Origin of the sequence: Caballeronia sp. EK, from assembly GCF_014384845.1 — a bacterium.
Classification (GTDB): domain Bacteria; phylum Pseudomonadota; class Gammaproteobacteria; order Burkholderiales; family Burkholderiaceae; genus Caballeronia; species Caballeronia jiangsuensis.
The window spans coordinates 100,575-117,638 of the sequence record NZ_JACSUE010000010.1 but is presented as its reverse complement, the minus strand read 5'-3'; the positions used below and the strand labels follow the sequence as shown (position 1 = coordinate 117,638).

Below are 17,064 nucleotides of genomic sequence, written 5' to 3'. Positions count from 1 at the left end.
AAGACGTCGCCCGGCGTCCCGTGCTCTTCACGTCGCTGACCGCACAGAAACGACCGAATTCAGCCGGAGCGCAGCGTTATCCCAGTTGAGCAGCCCAGCGATCTGGCGTAGGTATTCCGGCCGTCGATTCTGGTACTTGAGATAGTACGCATGCTCGAATACGTCGAGAACGAGAATCGGTTGAATCCCCCATGCCGTCAGCTTCTGATGATTTTCGCATTGAAGGATCATCAGCTTCGAGGTCGAGGGATGGTAGCCGACAATGCCCCATCCCGATGCCTCGACAGCAACCGTCGCCGCGATGAGTTACGCCTGAGACTTCTCGTACGAACCGAAATCCCGGTTGATCGCTTTCGCCAGATCGTCCTTGGGCGGTTCGCCCTTGCCCGAGATGCTGGTCCAGTAAATCGTGTGCAGGATATGGCTCGACAGTTGAAAGGCCAGTTCTTTTTCGTCGTACTTCGCGAGCGCGAAGTCGTTAGCGTCACGCGCTTTGGCCAAGGCTTCTTCCGCCTTGTTTGCCGCCGTCACAGCGGGCTTGTGATGAAAGTTGTAGTGCAGCTCGACCGTTTTGGCATCAATGGAAGGTTCAAGCGCATCGTAAGCGAACGGCAGTGGCGCTGCGGCGTACTTGCCGCTCGCATCGACCAGCCTGTCGCTGTACTGGTCGTGCGCGCCGTCCGCCCCGAGCGCGCGACCGGATGCGAATAACAGCCCCGCACCTGCCAGCGTCGTGTTCTGCATGAAGTCTCTTCGTGTTGCCATATGTACGCTTCGTTCTGTTTGCCGGACGCGACCCTTGTACGAGTGAATCGGGGCGTTCGTCCGAAACTTCGTTGGCGACTGAGACCAATGCTATGCCGCGATCCAGGCGAACGCAAATATATTTGTGTCGGTCGTAACAACTATGTAGAGTTTGTTGCATGAAAAAAATTTCCGATTGGCTATTGCTCATTCTTACTCTGCCGACCGATAACGCCACGGCGCGCATGCGCTACTGGCGTGCGCTGAAGGCGAAAGGTTGTGCCGTTCTGCGGGATGGCGCGTATTTGCTTCCGCTCATTGCCGATGACGGCATGGCGGAAATGTGCGATAGCATCGGCGCGGCAGGAGGGACGGCGTATCTGGTGCGCTTCTCCAGCGCGGATCAGGCGCAGGACGACGAATTCCGAAACCTGTTCGACCGGACGGATGACTACGCGAGTCTTCGGCGGTCGATCGAGAGCACTCAGAGGACGCTCGCCGGGCTAAGCCCTGCGGACATCACCAAGCTTGTGCGCAGAACCCGCAAGGAATTCGAAGCCCTCGCGGCGATCGATTTTTTCCCGAATGAGGCGTCGGTGCGGGCTCGATCCGCATGGGAAGACTTCGTTCAAGCAGCAGAGGCAGTGTTGTCGCCGGGCGAACCTCATTCGAATGAAGGCTACATCCCACTGCTGGATCGCGCTTTCTTCCAGGGCCGCGTCTGGGCTACGCGCCGTCATATGTGGGTGGACCGGGTGGCCAGCGCATGGCTCATCAAACGCTTTATCGACGGCGACGCTCGATTCGTCTGGCTCGCCTCGCCTGATAAATGCCCAAAGCACGCGGTTGGTTTCGATTTCGACGGCGCGACGTTTTCACACGTCAATGATCGGGTGACCTTTGAAGTCCTCGCTGTCAGCTTCGCCGTGGACAGCGAACCCGGCATGACCGGACTTGCGAACATGGTGCATTCGCTCGATGTTCGCGGTCGTGTCGTGCCGGAAGCTGCCGGCTTCGAGGCTGTCATGACGGGTGCGAGAGAGCGCGGCCTGAGCGACGACGAACTCCTTGCAGAGATGAGCGGCGTGCTGGATTCGCTGCTTGCACATTTTGCCGCGACGAGCAAGTCCGCGGAAAAGCTATTAACACCATAGCCAATAGCACCGCATTGCGCGGATGAACACGGTCGATTCGGAGTTGCAGATGGAGCACAGCCAGTTACCGCGGGACGACGTAGTCACACCTGTGTCAGAACTATCGACCGAGCCGATCAGCTTCCGGGAGGCAGTCTGGTATTGGCTTCGACTCGGTTTCATCAGTTTTGGCGGACCGGCGGGCCAGATCGCGATCATGCATCAGGATCTCGTCGAGCGGAAACACTGGATCTCCGAGAAGCGCTTTTTGCACGCGTTGAATTACTGCATGGTCTTGCCCGGCCCCGAGGCTCAGCAACTGGCGACCTACATCGGATGGCTCATGCATCGCACGCGCGGCGGCATCGTAGCCGGGGGACTCTTTGTACTGCCTTCGCTTTTCATTCTTATCGCACTGTCGTGGATCTACATGGCGTTTGGCAGTGTTCCGGCAGTTGCTGGCGTCCTCTACGGGATCAAGCCGGCCGTCACCGCGATCGTCATATTTGCGGCTTACCGCATTGGCTCGCGGGCGCTGAAAAATGCATGGTTGTGGGCTATAGCGGCTGCGGCATTCGTGGCGATTTTTGCGGCGAACGTGCCGTTCCCGTTGATCGTTCTTATCGCAGGCGTCATCGGGCACGTTGGTGGCAAATGCGCGCCGTCCAAGTTCGCGATCGGGGGGAGCCATAAAGCAGGCGGCAAGGCGCTTGGACCTGCCATCCTCGACGATGACACGCCGACGCCGCGTCACGCGCTCTTTACATGGAAGCGTTTTTCGTCTGTGCTTGCTATCTTTCTTCTGATCTGGCTTGCCGTCATCGGGTTATTGATCGCGACGTTTGGATGGACAGGAACACTCACTCAAATGGCGTGGTTCTTCACGAAGGCCGCGCTGCTCACGTTCGGCGGGGCGTACGCGGTGCTTCCTTATGTCTATCAGGGCGCGGTCGAACATTACCATTGGCTGACGGGACTACAGATGATCGATGGCCTCGCGCTTGGCGAGACTACTCCGGGCCCGCTCATCATGGTCGTTTCGTTCGTGGGATTCGCGGGCGGATGGACCAAGGCGGTCTTCGGTACCGATGCTCTGCTCGTATCGGCAATCGCCGCCTCTGTGGTCGTGACGTTCTTCACATTCCTACCATCGTTTCTGTTCATTTTGCTCGGCGGCCCCTTCATCGAGACGACTCACAACAATCTCCGGTTCACGGCCCCTCTAACGGGCATCACGGCGGCGGTCGTGGGCGTCATCGTCAATCTTGCTGTGTTTTTCGCTCTACATGTTCTTTGGCCACGCGGGCCAAACAACGGTTTCGACTGGCTGTCACTTGTGATCGGTCTAGGCGCGGGATTGGCGCTTTTCCGATTCAAGGGTGGCGTGATTCCAGTCGTCCTGGCGTGCGGTATGGCCGGTCTGTTGGTGCGATTGATCTTCGCGTGAATTCAACGATTGTGATGTAGATCAACAGTGACAGCGCAGAAGAGAGGTGTCTTAATGAATGGAGATGTGCGACAGCACGGCACTTGCTTCGAATGGGATCGGACCGGGTCGCACTGTCTTGAAGTCAGATGCGATCAGAATTCGGGCATTCGTGAAGCCGAGTCGATCGGCTCCTATGGGGTCGTCAAGACTCGTCCGCCGTTGCCGGACGCCGACATTCGACCGCACAGCGTAGCGACAGCAACGGCGTACGTTCCAACACGACGTCAACGTTATCGTCTGCCTGCTCGGCGGCAATGCAAGCGGCAAGTCGGCCTCGATGAAAGTGATATTCGGGATGCACAAGCCGCGCGCCGGATGCGGCGTCTTCGACGGGCAATCTCTCGCGGGCCTCTCGATCGGCCAGGTCAAGCGGCGCGGCGTGGCGCTAGTGCCGGAAGCCCGGCTGTTTGGCGACATGACGGTGCGCGAGAACCTGCTGATGGGCGGATTCACCCGCTCGGACCGCGATGGCATCGCGCGGGACTACGAGCGCATGCTGACGCTCTTTCCGCGCGTGAAGAAACGGCTTGGGCGCCCCGGCACGCTCTCCGGCGGCGAGCAGCAAATGCTCGCGATGGCGCGCGCTCATGAGCCGGCCCCCGCTCGTGTGCATGGACGAGCCGACCATGTGTCTGTCGCCGCTCTATGTCGACAAGGTCCTCGAATTGATCCCGGCGGTGAACCAGCAGGGCGTCACATTCTTCATGGTCGAGCAGAACGCGAGCCTTGGGTTGCAGATCGTGCATTGCGGCTACGTGCTGCAGACCGGCCGCGTCGTCTTGTCGTGTACGGCCAGTGCGTTGCTCGGGGATCAACGTATTCGCGATGCGTATCTCGGCGGCCTGCTCGTTGCCGAAACCGCTTCATGGGATGCGCTTTTCAGGAATCGCCCAGATGGGCCCCGCCTCGCAGACGAGCCGCCACGGCGCGCGCCGCCAGATCCAGCACGAACCCGAGCCCGCCGATCACTAGGATCACAGCGGTTAGCTCGGAATACGCCAGTCGGTCACGCGTATCCAGAATCAGATGACCTAGCCCTGCGCTCACGCCGAGCATTTCGGCAGGCACCAGCACGATCCACAAGATGCCGATGGCGAGCCGCGCTCCCGTAAGCACGTGTGCGGCAATGCCCGGCACATAGATATGCCATAGCATCTCGGCCCGCGTCGCCGCGAGGCTCTCGCCCAGCTGGATCCAGCGCCGGTCGAGATGCGCGACACCCGCCGCCGTGCTCATCACGAGCGGCCAGACCGCTGCGAAAGCAAGCAGAAAGTACACGGCGCGGTCGCCGACGCCAATCGACATCACCGCGATCGGCATCCACGAGAGCGGCGAAATCATGCGCAGGAATTGCAGGGTGGGCGAGAGCGCCTGCTCCAGCCAGCGAATCCGCCAGATGGCGAATCCGAGCGGGACCCCGGCGGCGAACGCCCATGAGAGTCCCACTGCGATGCGTCGCAGACTCGTCGCGACATGGGCGGCGAGACGGTCTTCGGTGACGAGCGCGGGCAGCGCCTGTACCGCGCGCAAAGGCGAGAATTGCGCTGCCATCGCATTGTGGCCCGCGAGCAGCGTGACCGCGAGCCACCAGGCCCCGATGACCACAGCCAGCCCCGCGCCACCCAAAGCGACGCCGCGCCAGCGCGCATGCGCGCGCGGCGCGCGCCCGATCGCGCCCGATGCCTTGCTTGGGCGCGACAGTCTGTTCCGCGAGCGCCGATTCGAGCCCGGCGAGCTCCTCGCGGATGGATTCGCGCGACGTCACGCCCGCCTGCGGCGTCGCCTTCAGCGCACGCCGCGCGAGCCCGACGGACATGCCGCATTGCAGGCCGAGGAACGAGGGACGCACACGCACGAGCCAGTTGCGCGCATCGGCCGTGATCCGATGGCGCTCGTCGAGCACCGTGCCGCTCACCGTCGGCGCCGCCGTATTGCTCGCGCGCAGGCCGATCAGGTCGAGATCGTCGCTGCGCTCGACGCCCGGTGCGTCGTGAGGGATCGCGAAGATGGAGGGCGACGATCCGTCGTCGTGATCGAATGCCGCCGCCGCGATGAAACCCTCGCGCCGCAGATTCGTGATCCACGGTAGGGCGCCCGTCAGCGCGAAGCCGTCGGCGTGGCGCGTCGCATGCATCTGCAATGCTTCGATGTTCGACAAATACTTCATGGCGTTCGAGAGACCGGTCGCGTCTGCTGTTTCTCCCGACAGCAGGCGCGCAAGCGTGCCTGTGCGCAAGCTCTCGTTGTCGCTCTGCAGAACGTACTCGATGAACGTTCGATGCCCCCACAGCACGAAGGCCGCAGTCAGCGAGCGCTGCGCGACATCGGCCACGGTGTCGATGGCATCGGCGATCGTGCCGCCCATGCCGCCGAGTGCCTGCGGCACGCCGACACCGACAGCGCGACTCTGCACGAGTTGCGGCAGCACGTCGGTAGCAAGCGACGGGTCGGTGTCGAGCGCTTCAGCGTGGAAGTCGAGCCAGTCGGCGAGCGACTCGGACGAGACGCAAATACGTTTCGAGCGCCACCGGCGCATTCGCGAGCGCGGCCACGAGGTTGGGCAGAATGCCGTTGGCCGACTGCGATTTCTGCAGGAACGGACGGCTCGCCTCGGGCGCGCTGTCGATGGTTTGCAAGGGTAGACGGCTCATGACATCCTTGAACGGGGAAACGAAAACCGCATTGTCGACAGCGGTAAGCGCTCGAACAATGCTTGAGCGTCTCTCGTTTCTGCGCGTTCGTCTCATGTCAATGCACGCGTGTTTCGGCGGTGCGTGCGCGCTCGCGGCGCAGGCCGCCAGGCTGCAGGCCGGTGATGCGCTTGAACCCCTGCGCGAAGGCGGATTCGGACTGATAGCCCACGTGTTCCGCGGCGTGCACTGTCAACGCGCCGTGCCTGAGCATTTCGGCCGCGACCTTCATGCGCAGCAGCGCGAGGAACTGGGCGGGCGGGTGCCCGCAAACCTCGGCGAACTGCTTGCAGAAGCGCGCCCGCGACATGTGGCAAAACGCCGCCATGACATGCGTGGACCAGTCGCCGCCGGGCTTGTCGATGATCGCGCTGACGAGTGGTGCGAACTCCGCGCGCCGCATCACCGTCCACAGGCCCGGCGCGAAATCGTCCGCGCTCGCGACGGCGCGCAATGCGTAGAAGAACAGCACGTCGGTCAGGCGGTTGATGAGCGGTGACGGAGCGCCCTTCGTGCCCGCGGCTTTCGGCGTGGATCAGATCGAAGATCGCACGCGCGCCCGTGAGCCGGGCATCGTCGTGTCGCGCGACGATATGATCGGGCAGCAGTCCGTTGATCGCTTCGCCGAGATCGGAGCGGAACTCGAAGAAACCGCAGGCCAGCGCGACTCCATCGGCCGACTCACTACCGGCGTCGAGCGGCGTCATGGCGCAGATGCGCAAGGCGAAATCGTCGATGCCGGGCGCGTTCGGATCGGGCGTGAGGCAATGCGCCATGTCGCGCATGAAGAACACGGCATCGCCCGCAACGAGGCAAGTACTGCACGCCTCGCGCACCGGCGTCGCGGGCAGATGCAGCCAGCACGCGCCTTCGAGGATCAGATGAAAGCTCGCCCGCTGATGTCCCGCCGTCGATGCGCGATACGCGCTGCAATACCGCCCTACATGAAAGAGCGTGCTGTGCAAGTCGAGCCCGGAGAGCAGCCAGTCGGCGGCCTGTTCGGCGGATGTCGGCATGATGGGATTCGCGGCGAAGCGTGCGAAATGCACGGGCAAGCCTCAAGCCTATCGTCGCGCCGCGCGTCCGCAAAACAAGCGTTCGTGCGATGCATATGCCTCGTGGTGATTTGCACCGCGACCTACACCGTGCATTCACCGATCTCAGGCGAGAAACCAGTCCTCGGCCTTTTTCGCGAGTACCGAGGTTGCGGTGCGCTCGGGCAGCGCGCAAAGATGAGCGCGTGCATGCTGGAGTACATCGGAGAAGCCGCGCAGTGTCTGCGTCATCAACCGGTCGTCGAGGCGGCGGCGTTGCACCGCCTGCGCAACGTTCCGGTGTATCAGCGCCGTCTGCGCATCGATATAGGCAATGCACGAGCGCGCGAGCGCCGTCGATAGCGTGCCGATGCTAATGAGTGCCGGCACGCTCGCAATGGTGCGATAACCGTCGGAAGGAAGCATCGCAAGCGCCCGGAGCGGATCGGCAAAATCGCGTCTCACGACATCGAACAACGACGCGACCCATAGCTCCCGCTCGACGGCAAGCGCCTGCCGTCTGCGTTGCACCGCCGCCTTGGCCTGTTCATCCACGATCTCGCCAGCCTTGAGGAGCAACGCACCCGTATGCTCGCCCGGCTGGATGCATTGCGCGCCGATCCACCCCGCGCCATGCGAACGCTGCGCAAGCACCGCATGTTGCAGGTGATCTGGCACGAGCGGATCGAGTGGCACCGCGATGCACTGATCCGGTTTGCCCTTTGCATGGAGGCTGCACAACCCGTCACGCGCGAGCGCGGGACAGCGTCCGAGCGACGGGTAATCGAGCGCAAGCGTCGTGATCGTGATGGCATTGGCCTCATCAACGGGAAACGCGTGCAGCGGCGTGTGCGCATCTCGCGGTATGCGCCCGAGCGCGATGCAGCCGACGAATACGTCGCGATGTTTGAACAGTTCGCGCAGCGACGTTGCCGGCGGACTATTGCAGCATTTGCCGCATGCGGTGCAGTCGAACGAGTAGCTATTCACCAAGGCCGGCGCACCGAATCCTGATACTGCGTGAGGATGAAATGCGCGACATCGTAGGAATGAAAGGCGCGAATGAGTTGACCGACCCAGGCGGCCTTCGCGTCCCGCGTACGCACGGCGAGGACATGCTGATAAGGCGAGCGCGCATCTTCGATGCCGATGCTGTCGCGGCCCGGCGTCAGCTTGTTGCGCGCAGCATCGTCGGCGTTCATCGCGACGAAGCTCGCCGTGTCGAGTGTTTCGTAGAGCTTCGCGCGTTCCACCCGGCGGATCTTCAGACTGAAGCGATTGCCGGTAATATCCGCGAGCGTCGGATGCAGGCCCGCACCGTCCTTCAGCGTGATGAGCGCATAGTTCTGCAGGAGGATCAACGCGCGCGCGGTGCCGGCGGCATCGGCGGGAACGGCGACGGTCGCGCCGCGCGGCAAGCCAGAGATCGACGCGAGCTTGCGCGAGTAGAACGCCATCGGCAAGGTCACGGTCGCGGCGACGCTTTCGATCGCATAGCCGTTGCGCGCGCTGCGTGCGACGAGGCTCGCTTCGTCCTCGAAGCTGGCCGCATCGATCGTGCCGTTCGCGAGCGCGGCGTCGATGCGCTCGGCATCGTCGAAAGTCAAGACGGCGAGCGGCATGCCCTGCTTCGCGGCGACTTCACGCACATGCGTGACGATCGTCGCTTCCTCGCCCGGACTCACGCCGATGCGAACCGTCTGCTCCGCGGCATGCGCCGTCGTCATGAAAAGGGCCGCCAGTATTGTTTCGGCGGTAAGGAATCGCGCGCGCATCAGCCATCCCTCAGCACGGTGCGAAAGCCGATATGCGACGCGGGCAAGTCCGCTTCCTGCTGCTCGCGCGACGATGCCCGGTAACGCACGCAATAATCCTGCGCGCACAGGAACGAGCCGCCCTTGATGACCATGGCCGCGTCGTGTTTGCGCGCGGGAGCCACCGCCGCCGTGTCTCCGTTCGAATGCGGCTGATGCGGACCGGTGTAGGGATCCTTCGTCCATTCCCATGCGTTGCCGATCATGTCGTACAGCCTGAAATCATTCGCGGCATAGCAGCCCACCGGCGCCAAACCCGCATAGCCGTCTTCGGCAGAGTCGAGCACTGGAAACACGCCTTGCCAGTAATTTGCCGATGGCTTGCCGTGCGCATCGCGCGGAGCGGCGTCGAGCTGCGCGCCTTCGCGTCCGGCCTTGCCCGCGTATTCCCATTCGGCTTCGGTCGGCAGATCGCGGCCGAGCCAGTGCGCGTAGGCAAGGGCATCGGCGAGCGTGACCATGGTCACCGGCTGATTTTCGTGCCCTTTCCATGTGCTCGACAATCCGGTGGGATGCTTCCACGACGCACCGTTCACCCACGACCACCACGCTAGATCGCGTGCGTTCATTTCTTCACGGGTCGGGACATGGAACACGACGGCGCCGCCCTGACGCTCAGCCTCGGTCACATAACCCGTCGCATAGACGAAAGCGGCGAACTGCGCGTTGGTTACATCGGTCTGGTCGATCCAGAAGGCTCGGACCTTCGTCTTGCCATCGCCCAACGGGCGCTCGTCGTCATAACCAAATCTGCTGCCGAAGACGAACTCGCCGCCGCGCAGGTGCACCATGCCCGCGCGAGGATCGTCGCGCCACCTGGCCGGAATGCCCGAATAGCGTTCGCACTGCTGCTCGGAGCCGAGCGGCGCGAGCGTGCGCGCGAGATTACGCGGATCGAAGCCGTGTTCCGCGTTAACGGCGAGCGCCGCGCCGAAGCCCGCCCCGAACAACGCGAGCGTGACGGCGCCGGCGCCGCCAATGGATCTCCATCGTCTGCTCATCGCGCGCTCAGTAGTAGCCGCGCGGCCGCAGCGGTTCGACGCCGCCTACCGTGCTCATGTAGCTGTTCCACTGCTGCACGAGACTGTCGATGACCGACGGATTCTGCGCCGACACGTCGTTGTTCTCGCCGCGATCGGTCTGCAGGTCGAAGAGCTGCCAGTGACCGTCGACGGGACCGGTCGGCGGCTCGGTCCAGAGCGCCTTCCAGCGGCCATCGGAACTGCGTAGATAACCGCGTCCGTAGGCTTCGTCACCGAACGCAGCGGTGTGCACTTCGGCGGTGGCGTCGCCCTTGAGAATCGGGAGCAGCGACTGTCCGGTGATCGGATACACGTAACGGTTGTTGTAGACCACCTTGCCTTTGTTGGAATCGACGCCCGTGAGCGTGTTGATTGAAGCTGGCGCCGGTTGCGTAGGCGGCGTGATCTGCGCGACTGCGAGGAAGGTCGCGGTGTTGTCGGTCACGTGTGTGAAGGCGCGCAAGGTCGGCAACTGTGCCGTCTGTCCGGGCAGATGTGCGATGAGCGGCGTCGATACGCCGCCTTCGCCCGAGAAGCCCTTGGTCAGCCGGAACGGCGTCGCGCTCACTTCGGCCCAGCGCTGGCCGTATTGCAGACGCCGCGCGGTCTGCTGACCGTTGTCGGTGCCGAGTGTCGTATAGATCGCCTCAGATGCGTTCGCAGTGTCGGTCGCTGTGGGATCCGCGCCTGAGTCAATCGGCCAGCCTTCCGCGCCGTTATCGGACTGGAACAGGATGAACGTGTTGTCGTATTCGCCGATGTCTTTCAGATGCTGGATCAACAGGCCGATGTTGTGATCGAGATTTTCGACCATGCCGGCATAGATTTCCATGTACCGCGCTTGCGCCTTCTTCTCGGCGGCGGACAGGCTGTTCCACGACTTGTTGACCGTGCCCGGACCATAGTCGCTGTAGCCTTGCGCGGCGCTGTGCACGGCGCTGACGTACTTCGCGTTCGCGGTGCCATTGTTCGCCGTGGCGGCCGACGTGGTCAGCGTCTCTGGCGCGCCCTGATACGGGTTGAAATCGGCGGGAATGATACCAAGCGCTTTCTGACGCGCTATTCGCGCATTGCGGATGACGTCGTAGCCCGCATCGTACTTACCAGCATAGTTGTGCAGATACGGCTCCGGCACTTGCAGCGGCCAGTGCGGCGACGTGTAGGCCGCGTAGGCAAAGGACGGCTTGCCATCGCCCTTGTTCGAGTCGATGTAGGAGATCAAGCGCTGCGTGTAGAAGTCAGTCGAATAGTACACGGTCGGACTGCCGCCGGCGCTGCCCGGCTGGCCAGGCTGTCCCGGCTGAACGTATTGACCGTCTTCCGTGTAATTCTTCGAGCCTGCGGGTTCGTGCGCGAAGTGATTCGTCGCGGCGCCGCCGAGCAGCGCATAGCTATGCTCGAAACCCCATTGATCCGGCGTCTGCCCGCCGCCCGTGGTACTGCCTACGATTCCCGAGCCGATGTGCCACTTGCCCGCCATGTACGTGTGATAGCCGCCGTCTTTCAGCAACTGCGCGACGGAGAGCGCCCGGTCGTTCAGGTAACCTTCGTAACCCGGCAGGCTTTTGCGTTCGTCGGTCGGCGTGCCCATCGTGCCTTCGCCAACGAGATGATGGTCGGTGCCCGAAATCAGCATGGCGCGCGTGATCGCGCAGACCGTGCCGGTGTGATGGTTCGTTAGGATACGACCCGATGCGACGAGCGCATCCAGATTCGGCGTGTTGATTTCGCCGCCGAACGCGTGAATATCCGAATAGCCGAGGTCGTCGGCCATGATGTACAGGATGTTCGGTCGTTTGGCGGAAGCGACCGGTGTGGTCGTTGGCGAACTATCGCTGGAAGAACCGCACGAGGCCAGTGTGAAGAGGCTGGCGACGGCGAGCGCAACGGCGGCGCGGCGGGTAGCGATCGAGCGGTGCAAGGTCATTGTCGTTATGGCGGTCCGTGAAAGCGAGCGGCGATCTTAGCAATCGGCTCTCGGCCCCCAAAGATCGATTTCTGATTTGCTTGTCGTCCTGGCAGATTTGCGAAAGCGGTGATCGGGCGTCGCAGTCGGGTCGCGACCGGACGCTGCGACCGGGGAATCGCGCGAAGCAAGGCGCTGCAGACGCTCAGAACACGGCTCTCGCGTCCATGTCGATGAGTGAGCAGAGCCGGTTCAGACCGGTGCGGCACTTGCGTGCACCGGACGTTTGAGCCCGAGATGCTCGCGTAGCGTGTGGCCGGTGTAGTCGGTCCGAAAGAGGCCGCGCCGCCGCAGTTCGGGCAGCACCAGTTTGATGAACTCCTCGAGTCCGCCGGGAAACCAAGGGGCCATGATGTTGAAGCCGTCAGCGCCGCCTTCCTCGAACCATTGCTGCAACTGGTCCGCGATACTCGCCGGCGTGCCGATAACCTGCTGATGACCGCGCCCCCCGGCAATGCGTTGGTAGAGCTCGCGTATCGTGAGCCGGTCGCGCCGCGCGAGTTCGACGAGCAGATGCTGGCGGCTCTTCGGCCCGTTCGTTTCCGGCAGCTCCGGAATGGGACCGTCTACATCATGGCCTGACAGATCGACGCCGCCGAGCATCGTCGACAGCAGCGCGACGCCGACTACCGGATCCACGCGCGATTGCAACGCTTCGAATTTCTCTTCGGCTTCCGCCTGCGTGCGGCCCACGACCGGGAAGATGCCTGGCATGATCTTCACGTCGTCGGGATCGCGGCCGTGGGCGGGCAGGCGGCTTTTGATATTGGTGTAGAACGCCTTCGCTTCGTCGAAGGTCTGATGCGCGACGAAGATCACCTCGGCGGTGCGGGCGGCCAGCGCACGGCCGTCCTCGGACGCGCCCGCCTGCACGACGACCGGACGCCCCTGCGGCGAGCGGCCGACGTTGAGCGGGCCGCGCACCTGAAAGTGCTTGCCGCGATGCTTCAGCACGTGCAGCTTTTCCGCATCGAAATAGATGCCGCTCTGCTTGTCGCGCACGAAGCTGTCGTCTTCCCAGGAATCCCACAAGCCCAGCACGACGTCGTGAAACTCGGCGGCGCGCTCGTAGCGTTCGGCATGATCCGGCAGCGCATCGCGGTTGAAGTTCTGCGCTTCTGTCGAACTGCTGGACGTCACCAGATTCCACCCTGCGCGCCCGCCGGAAATCTGGTCTAGCGTGGCGAAACGGCGCGCCACGTTGTAGGGCTCGTGAAACGACGTGGACACCGTGGCAATCAGGCCGATGCGTTCGGTCACAGCGGCAAGCGCCGCCAGCAGGGTGACGGGGTCGAAGAAGTCGCTGCGGGCCGTACTCGCGAGCGACGGCAGATGCGTCGTGCGTATGCCCGAAGAATCCGCAAGAAAAATCGTGTCGAACTTCGCGGCTTCCGCGAGCCGCGCCAGTTCAACGTAGTGACGAAAGTTGCTGCCGGCGTCGGCCTGGGCTTCGGGATGCCGCCAGCCGGCGATGTGATGGCCGGTCTGCATCAGGAATGCGCCGAGCGAGAACTGTCGGGTGGGTCGTGTCATGGGCGGCTCATTGAACGAAACGTTTGAGTGTGGGCAAAAATAATTCGGGGGTTTGGATCGACGAACGGGTTCACTGCCGGAGACGAAGCAACGCGCATAGCGCCGTACCGCATCACGATGAGAGTCCATCGGAATTGATGCGCGGCCGGGCAGTGTTTCGCGCAAGGCGCCTACGCACATTTGGTCCGGGTCATGTGGCACTTTTGCGGCGCGGGGATGACGTCGTAACCTGCGTCAGGACCGACGCGCGACTGCGCTTTCGCCGCCGGATGATCAACCGTTCGATCTCGCCAGACGAAACGCGCTACTGGCTGTCGAGGCCATGATCACTCGGCACGGAGGAAGCGGCATGACGTCGCCATCGATGAACGCCGCGGCACAGCGGACGGCGAACTGGCACGCGCCCTCCCTGTTCGCGAAGACACCGAGATCGCCAAGAGACGTCGACTCTCCGTCTTCCTCGAGAATGGATGCGCGGGCGATGAAAACATTACCCATGCGGACTGCGGATGCCTGAATCGCGGCACCGTTGTGATATGAAATCATCGGCGATTCCCTGTGTACGCTCGCATTCACTGCTCTGAGCAGCGTGGATTCAGTCTCTCGATCACGCGAAGCGGCAGTTGATTCCACCGTTGGCCAAGGCAAAGCCAGTTGCCGGGCGCAGGTCGTCGCGCCAACGTGCCATCGTCTCAAAGGGGATCGATTTGTGAGGCTTGCCGGCCTTTTGGTCCCTGCTTGACTTCGTAATTCACTCTCTGATGTTCGCGCAGCGTCTTGAATCCTTCGCTGCGCACTTCCGAGAAGTGTGCAAACAGATCATCGGTGCCATCGTCCGGGGTGATGAAACCGTATCCTTTCGCGTCGTTGAACCACTTGACCGTGCCCGTTGCCATGACTCTCACCTCGATGATTTGAAGCGGACCTCGACGTAGGCGCTGCGCATCAGGGATGCTCCGTTGCTGTCGGGTCCGCAAGGGCCGCTTTGCACGGCTTCGCGGCACTGGAAAACGATACGTCCACCCGTTCGTCATGCAAACGAATGGATCATTCGATCGTTATCAGCTCAGTCGTGACGAGCTTATGATCGTCGATCGATGCGGTCCGAGGCCGCATATCAGAAGCGCACGCGCACGCCGCCGAACGCCGCCACTTGCCGGTTCGTCGACGATGGCGTGCCCGCGTCGGCGATAGCGGCGATCTTCTGATAGCCGTTACCGACGCGCGTCGAGGCATCGCCTGCGGCGAGCTGATAGACGCCGGAGAGATAGATGTCGGTGCGCTTGGACAAGACGTAGTCGACGCCGAGCGTGAACTGATGCCAGCGCGGCTTGAGTGTCGTGCCGCCGGTGCCGGGCAGACTGTTTGCGCGGCCGTCAGTGAAGCTGTACACGCCGATCAGCGTCGTTGCCGGCGTGATGTTGTAGCGGCCATTCACATCGTAGTTGTTGAATTTGCGCGACGAGCCATCGTTGTAGTCGAGCTGCGTGTGGCTCCATGCGAAGCCGACCGTCGCGACCGATCCGAACGCGTAGTTGCCACCCGCGACCGCCACCTGCTGCCGCGCGACGCCGCCGTTGATGCCATAGAAGAATGCGCCGCTATAGTCGTCGCCGGACGTAGTCGATGCACCGCCGATCGCGCCGCTCGTGTTGGACGCGACATTCGGATGATCAAGCAGGAGATAGCCCGCGCCGAGTTGCAGCGGCCCGGTGGCATAGCTCGCCGACACGCCCCACGCGCGGTTGTTGCCGAAGCCCGCGCCGGCGCCGTTGCTGGCCTGATTGCTGAACGCGTAGAGCGCATCGACAGTCACGCCCGCGATGGTATCGCTCTTGAATTTCACAGCATTGTTGATGCGGAAGGTCTGATTCAGATTGTCGTTATCGCCGACGTGCGTGGCGGGCGACCAGAAGCCCGGCCCCGCGAACAGCGCGACGAGATCCGTGTTCGGATCGTACTGACGCCCGAGCGTCAGCGTGCCGATGCCCGTCTTCGCCACGCCCACATAGGCTTGCCGTCCGAATTCGCGTCCACCCTGAGCGAGCGTGCCGTCGTTGACGCGATAGCCGCTCTCGAGCGTGAACAGCGCCTTGTAGCCGCCGCCGAGATCTTCGACGCCTTTGAGGCCCCAGCGGCTGCCGTTGAGTTTGCCGCTTGTCGCCTGCACGTTGGACGCCCCACGCTGATTGTTCGTATAGGCGAGACCGGCGTCGATGAGCCCGTACAAGGTGACGGAACTCTGTGCCTGAACGATGCCGGGAAGGGCGACCAATAAGCCAGCGGCGCCGGCGAATGCGACTCGTTTCATTCGCTTCCTTAGGTATTAACCATGAGTTCGAGGAAGCCGGATATTACGGTCGTGCTTACCGAAGTCCAACGAAGGATTTCTCGTTTGTAATGGTGGGATCGTCTTATTTGGATTCCGGGTTACATCGGAGAACGATCGAAATGCTCGCCGCCGGCGTCGGGAGACCGCACGTGAGATGGGTGCAAACGACGCGCAACCTCAAAACATAGGACATCCCCAGGCGATGCGTATGTAACGCATTTCTCGAAGCATTCGAGCGCTCACGTGAAAAGGGTCGTCGACGATGCGCTCATACGCTTGCATCGATTCGTTCGTTGCGAAGCAGCGCTTTCCGATGGTCTGATTGAACGACTCAACGACGACGGAGGAATGTATGAGCACGGTGCTGGATCATCGAGAACTGCAGTCGCAAACCGAAGGCCACCAGGATCTGCGCGTGCGGCGCTACAAGCCGCTCGTCGGCGCGGTCGTCGAGAACGTCGATCTCGCCGCGCCGCTCAGCGAGGACAACCATCGCACGCTGCGGCAGGCGTTGGTCGATCACGGCGTGATTTTTTTTCGTGACCAGGCGCTCACGTCGGAGCAGCATGTGGCGCTCGCGCGCATCTTCGGCAACCCGATCCGCAAGAACGTCTACCTCCCGGCGGTCTCCGGGGTTCCCGAGATCGAGGTCATCGCTCACGGTGGCGACAAGGCCCGTTCGGGCGGCACGGATAACTGGCACGTCGACGTTTCGTGGCAGCATCAGCCGCCCAAGGCCACCGTCCTTCATGCGAAGGAGATTCCGGAAGGTGGCGGCGGCGACACGATCTGGGCCTCGTCGGCGGCAGTCTACGACTTGCTGGACGCCGATCTGGCCCGCTACTTCGAGAAGCTGACCGCGGTGAATACCTTCATCGCGTCGCCGAAGAAGGGCGCGCTCGCGGATCTGCTGAGCGGCTATGAAATCCCCGAAGGCACGGAGGAAAACAGCGTCGAAGCCGGACTTGCGCGCTTCCACGATGCCGCTCTGAAATATCCGCCGATTGAAGTGCCCGTCATCAAGACGCATCCCGAGAACGGACGCAAGCTCGTCTTCGTCAACGAGGGGCATACGAGCCATATCCTCGGCGTGTCGAAGACGCAGAGTCAGAGCCTGCTCAACTATCTCTACGATCTCGTCAAGACGCCGGAAGTGCAGGCGCGCTTCGAATGGAAAGAGGGCGATGTCGCCATCTGGGACAACCGGCAAGTGCAGCACTATGCGGCGCGAGATTACGGCACGGCGAAGCGGCGCATTCACCGCATCACGCTCGAACACGACGGCGTGTTCTGACCGGAGGCGAACG

16 protein-coding genes and 3 pseudogenes are annotated in these 17,064 nt (G+C 62.6%); 5 read left to right on the top strand and 14 right to left on the bottom strand.

Going from position 1 to position 17,064, the window contains the following annotated elements; all coding sequences use genetic code 11:
* Positions 1-27: 27 nt before the first annotated feature.
* Positions 28-303: a Fe-Mn family superoxide dismutase gene (locus IAG25_RS41575; RefSeq protein ID WP_309243980.1), complete on the bottom strand. Its 276-nt coding sequence runs from the start codon at positions 301-303 to the stop codon at positions 28-30.
* 3 nt (positions 304-306) lie between these two features.
* Complete coding sequence (locus IAG25_RS41570; RefSeq protein WP_255503977.1) at positions 307-765, bottom strand: superoxide dismutase; 459 nt, start codon at positions 763-765, stop codon at positions 307-309.
* Positions 766-923: 158 nt separating this feature from the next.
* Between IAG25_RS41570 and IAG25_RS27935 the strand changes: the two genes are divergently transcribed.
* The 3 genes and pseudogenes from IAG25_RS27935 to IAG25_RS27925 form a co-directional block, all read left to right on the top strand.
* Positions 924-1,898: a chromate resistance protein ChrB domain-containing protein gene (locus IAG25_RS27935; protein ID WP_187607709.1), complete on the top strand. Its 975-nt coding sequence runs from the start codon at positions 924-926 to the stop codon at positions 1,896-1,898.
* Between the two features lie 22 nt (positions 1,899-1,920).
* Positions 1,921-3,324 carry a chromate efflux transporter gene (gene chrA, locus IAG25_RS27930; RefSeq protein WP_375336544.1) on the top strand — a complete coding sequence of 468 codons (1,404 nt, stop codon included), beginning with the start codon at positions 1,921-1,923 and terminating at the stop codon, positions 3,322-3,324.
* Between the two features lie 274 nt (positions 3,325-3,598).
* A pseudogene (locus IAG25_RS27925) lies at positions 3,599-4,220 on the top strand (ABC transporter ATP-binding protein); the annotation flags it as partial.
* A gap of 25 nt (positions 4,221-4,245) precedes the next feature.
* Here the strand turns inward: IAG25_RS27925 and IAG25_RS27920 are convergent.
* A complete protein-coding gene (locus tag IAG25_RS27920) occupies positions 4,246-5,037 on the bottom strand; it encodes an ABC transporter permease (RefSeq protein WP_375336548.1) in 792 nt (263 codons plus the stop codon).
* On the opposite strand from IAG25_RS27920, the gene IAG25_RS27915 reads away from it, so the two are divergent.
* Positions 4,964-5,455 (top strand): hypothetical protein, encoded by a 492-nt coding sequence (locus tag IAG25_RS27915; RefSeq protein WP_187607708.1) that lies wholly within the window; start codon positions 4,964-4,966, stop codon positions 5,453-5,455. The two genes, IAG25_RS27920 and IAG25_RS27915, sit on opposite strands and share 74 nt — an antisense overlap.
* Before the next feature lie 394 nt (positions 5,456-5,849).
* Here IAG25_RS27915 and IAG25_RS27910 read toward each other — a convergent pair.
* From IAG25_RS27910 to IAG25_RS27865, 11 genes and pseudogenes are all read right to left on the bottom strand, one after another.
* Positions 5,850-6,017: pseudogene (locus tag IAG25_RS27910) on the bottom strand (carboxymuconolactone decarboxylase family protein); the annotation flags it as partial.
* A 97-nt stretch (positions 6,018-6,114) separates the two neighbouring features.
* Entirely contained in the window at positions 6,115-6,528 is a 414-nt protein-coding gene (locus IAG25_RS41565; RefSeq protein WP_309243974.1) for a helix-turn-helix transcriptional regulator, read from the bottom strand.
* Positions 6,529-6,634: 106 nt separating this feature from the next.
* Positions 6,635-7,072: pseudogene (locus tag IAG25_RS41560) on the bottom strand (cupin domain-containing protein); the annotation flags it as partial.
* 144 nt (positions 7,073-7,216) lie between these two features.
* Positions 7,217-8,080, bottom strand: coding sequence for a YkgJ family cysteine cluster protein (locus IAG25_RS27900; protein ID WP_441301380.1), 864 nt, complete (start codon positions 8,078-8,080; stop codon positions 7,217-7,219).
* Positions 8,077-8,865: a MetQ/NlpA family ABC transporter substrate-binding protein gene (locus IAG25_RS27895; protein WP_187607706.1), complete on the bottom strand. Its 789-nt coding sequence runs from the start codon at positions 8,863-8,865 to the stop codon at positions 8,077-8,079. The genes IAG25_RS27900 and IAG25_RS27895 overlap by 4 nt, the downstream gene beginning before the upstream one ends.
* Positions 8,865-9,905, bottom strand: a complete 1,041-nt coding sequence (locus IAG25_RS27890) for a formylglycine-generating enzyme family protein (RefSeq protein WP_187607705.1) — start codon at positions 9,903-9,905, stop codon at positions 8,865-8,867. The genes IAG25_RS27895 and IAG25_RS27890 overlap by 1 nt, the downstream gene beginning before the upstream one ends.
* Before the next feature lie 7 nt (positions 9,906-9,912).
* The gene (locus IAG25_RS27885; RefSeq protein ID WP_187607704.1) at positions 9,913-11,853 is read right to left on the bottom strand and encodes an arylsulfatase; all 1,941 of its coding nucleotides are present in this window, start codon (positions 11,851-11,853) and stop codon (positions 9,913-9,915) included.
* A 231-nt stretch (positions 11,854-12,084) separates the two neighbouring features.
* The gene (locus IAG25_RS27880; protein ID WP_187607703.1) at positions 12,085-13,425 is read right to left on the bottom strand and encodes an LLM class flavin-dependent oxidoreductase; all 1,341 of its coding nucleotides are present in this window, start codon (positions 13,423-13,425) and stop codon (positions 12,085-12,087) included.
* A gap of 273 nt (positions 13,426-13,698) precedes the next feature.
* Positions 13,699-13,971: a hypothetical protein gene (locus tag IAG25_RS27875; protein WP_187607702.1), complete on the bottom strand. Its 273-nt coding sequence runs from the start codon at positions 13,969-13,971 to the stop codon at positions 13,699-13,701.
* Between the two features lie 146 nt (positions 13,972-14,117).
* Positions 14,118-14,321: a cold-shock protein gene (locus tag IAG25_RS27870; RefSeq protein ID WP_187607701.1), complete on the bottom strand. Its 204-nt coding sequence runs from the start codon at positions 14,319-14,321 to the stop codon at positions 14,118-14,120.
* Between the two features lie 221 nt (positions 14,322-14,542).
* On the bottom strand, positions 14,543-15,736 hold the full coding sequence (locus tag IAG25_RS27865; RefSeq protein WP_187607700.1) for a porin: 1,194 nt from the start codon (positions 15,734-15,736) through the stop codon (positions 14,543-14,545).
* A 373-nt stretch (positions 15,737-16,109) separates the two neighbouring features.
* Here IAG25_RS27865 and IAG25_RS27860 point away from each other — a divergent pair, with 373 nt between their 5' ends.
* Positions 16,110-17,051 (top strand): TauD/TfdA dioxygenase family protein, encoded by a 942-nt coding sequence (locus IAG25_RS27860; RefSeq protein WP_187607699.1) that lies wholly within the window; start codon positions 16,110-16,112, stop codon positions 17,049-17,051.
* The last annotated feature ends 13 nt before the right edge of the window (positions 17,052-17,064 follow it).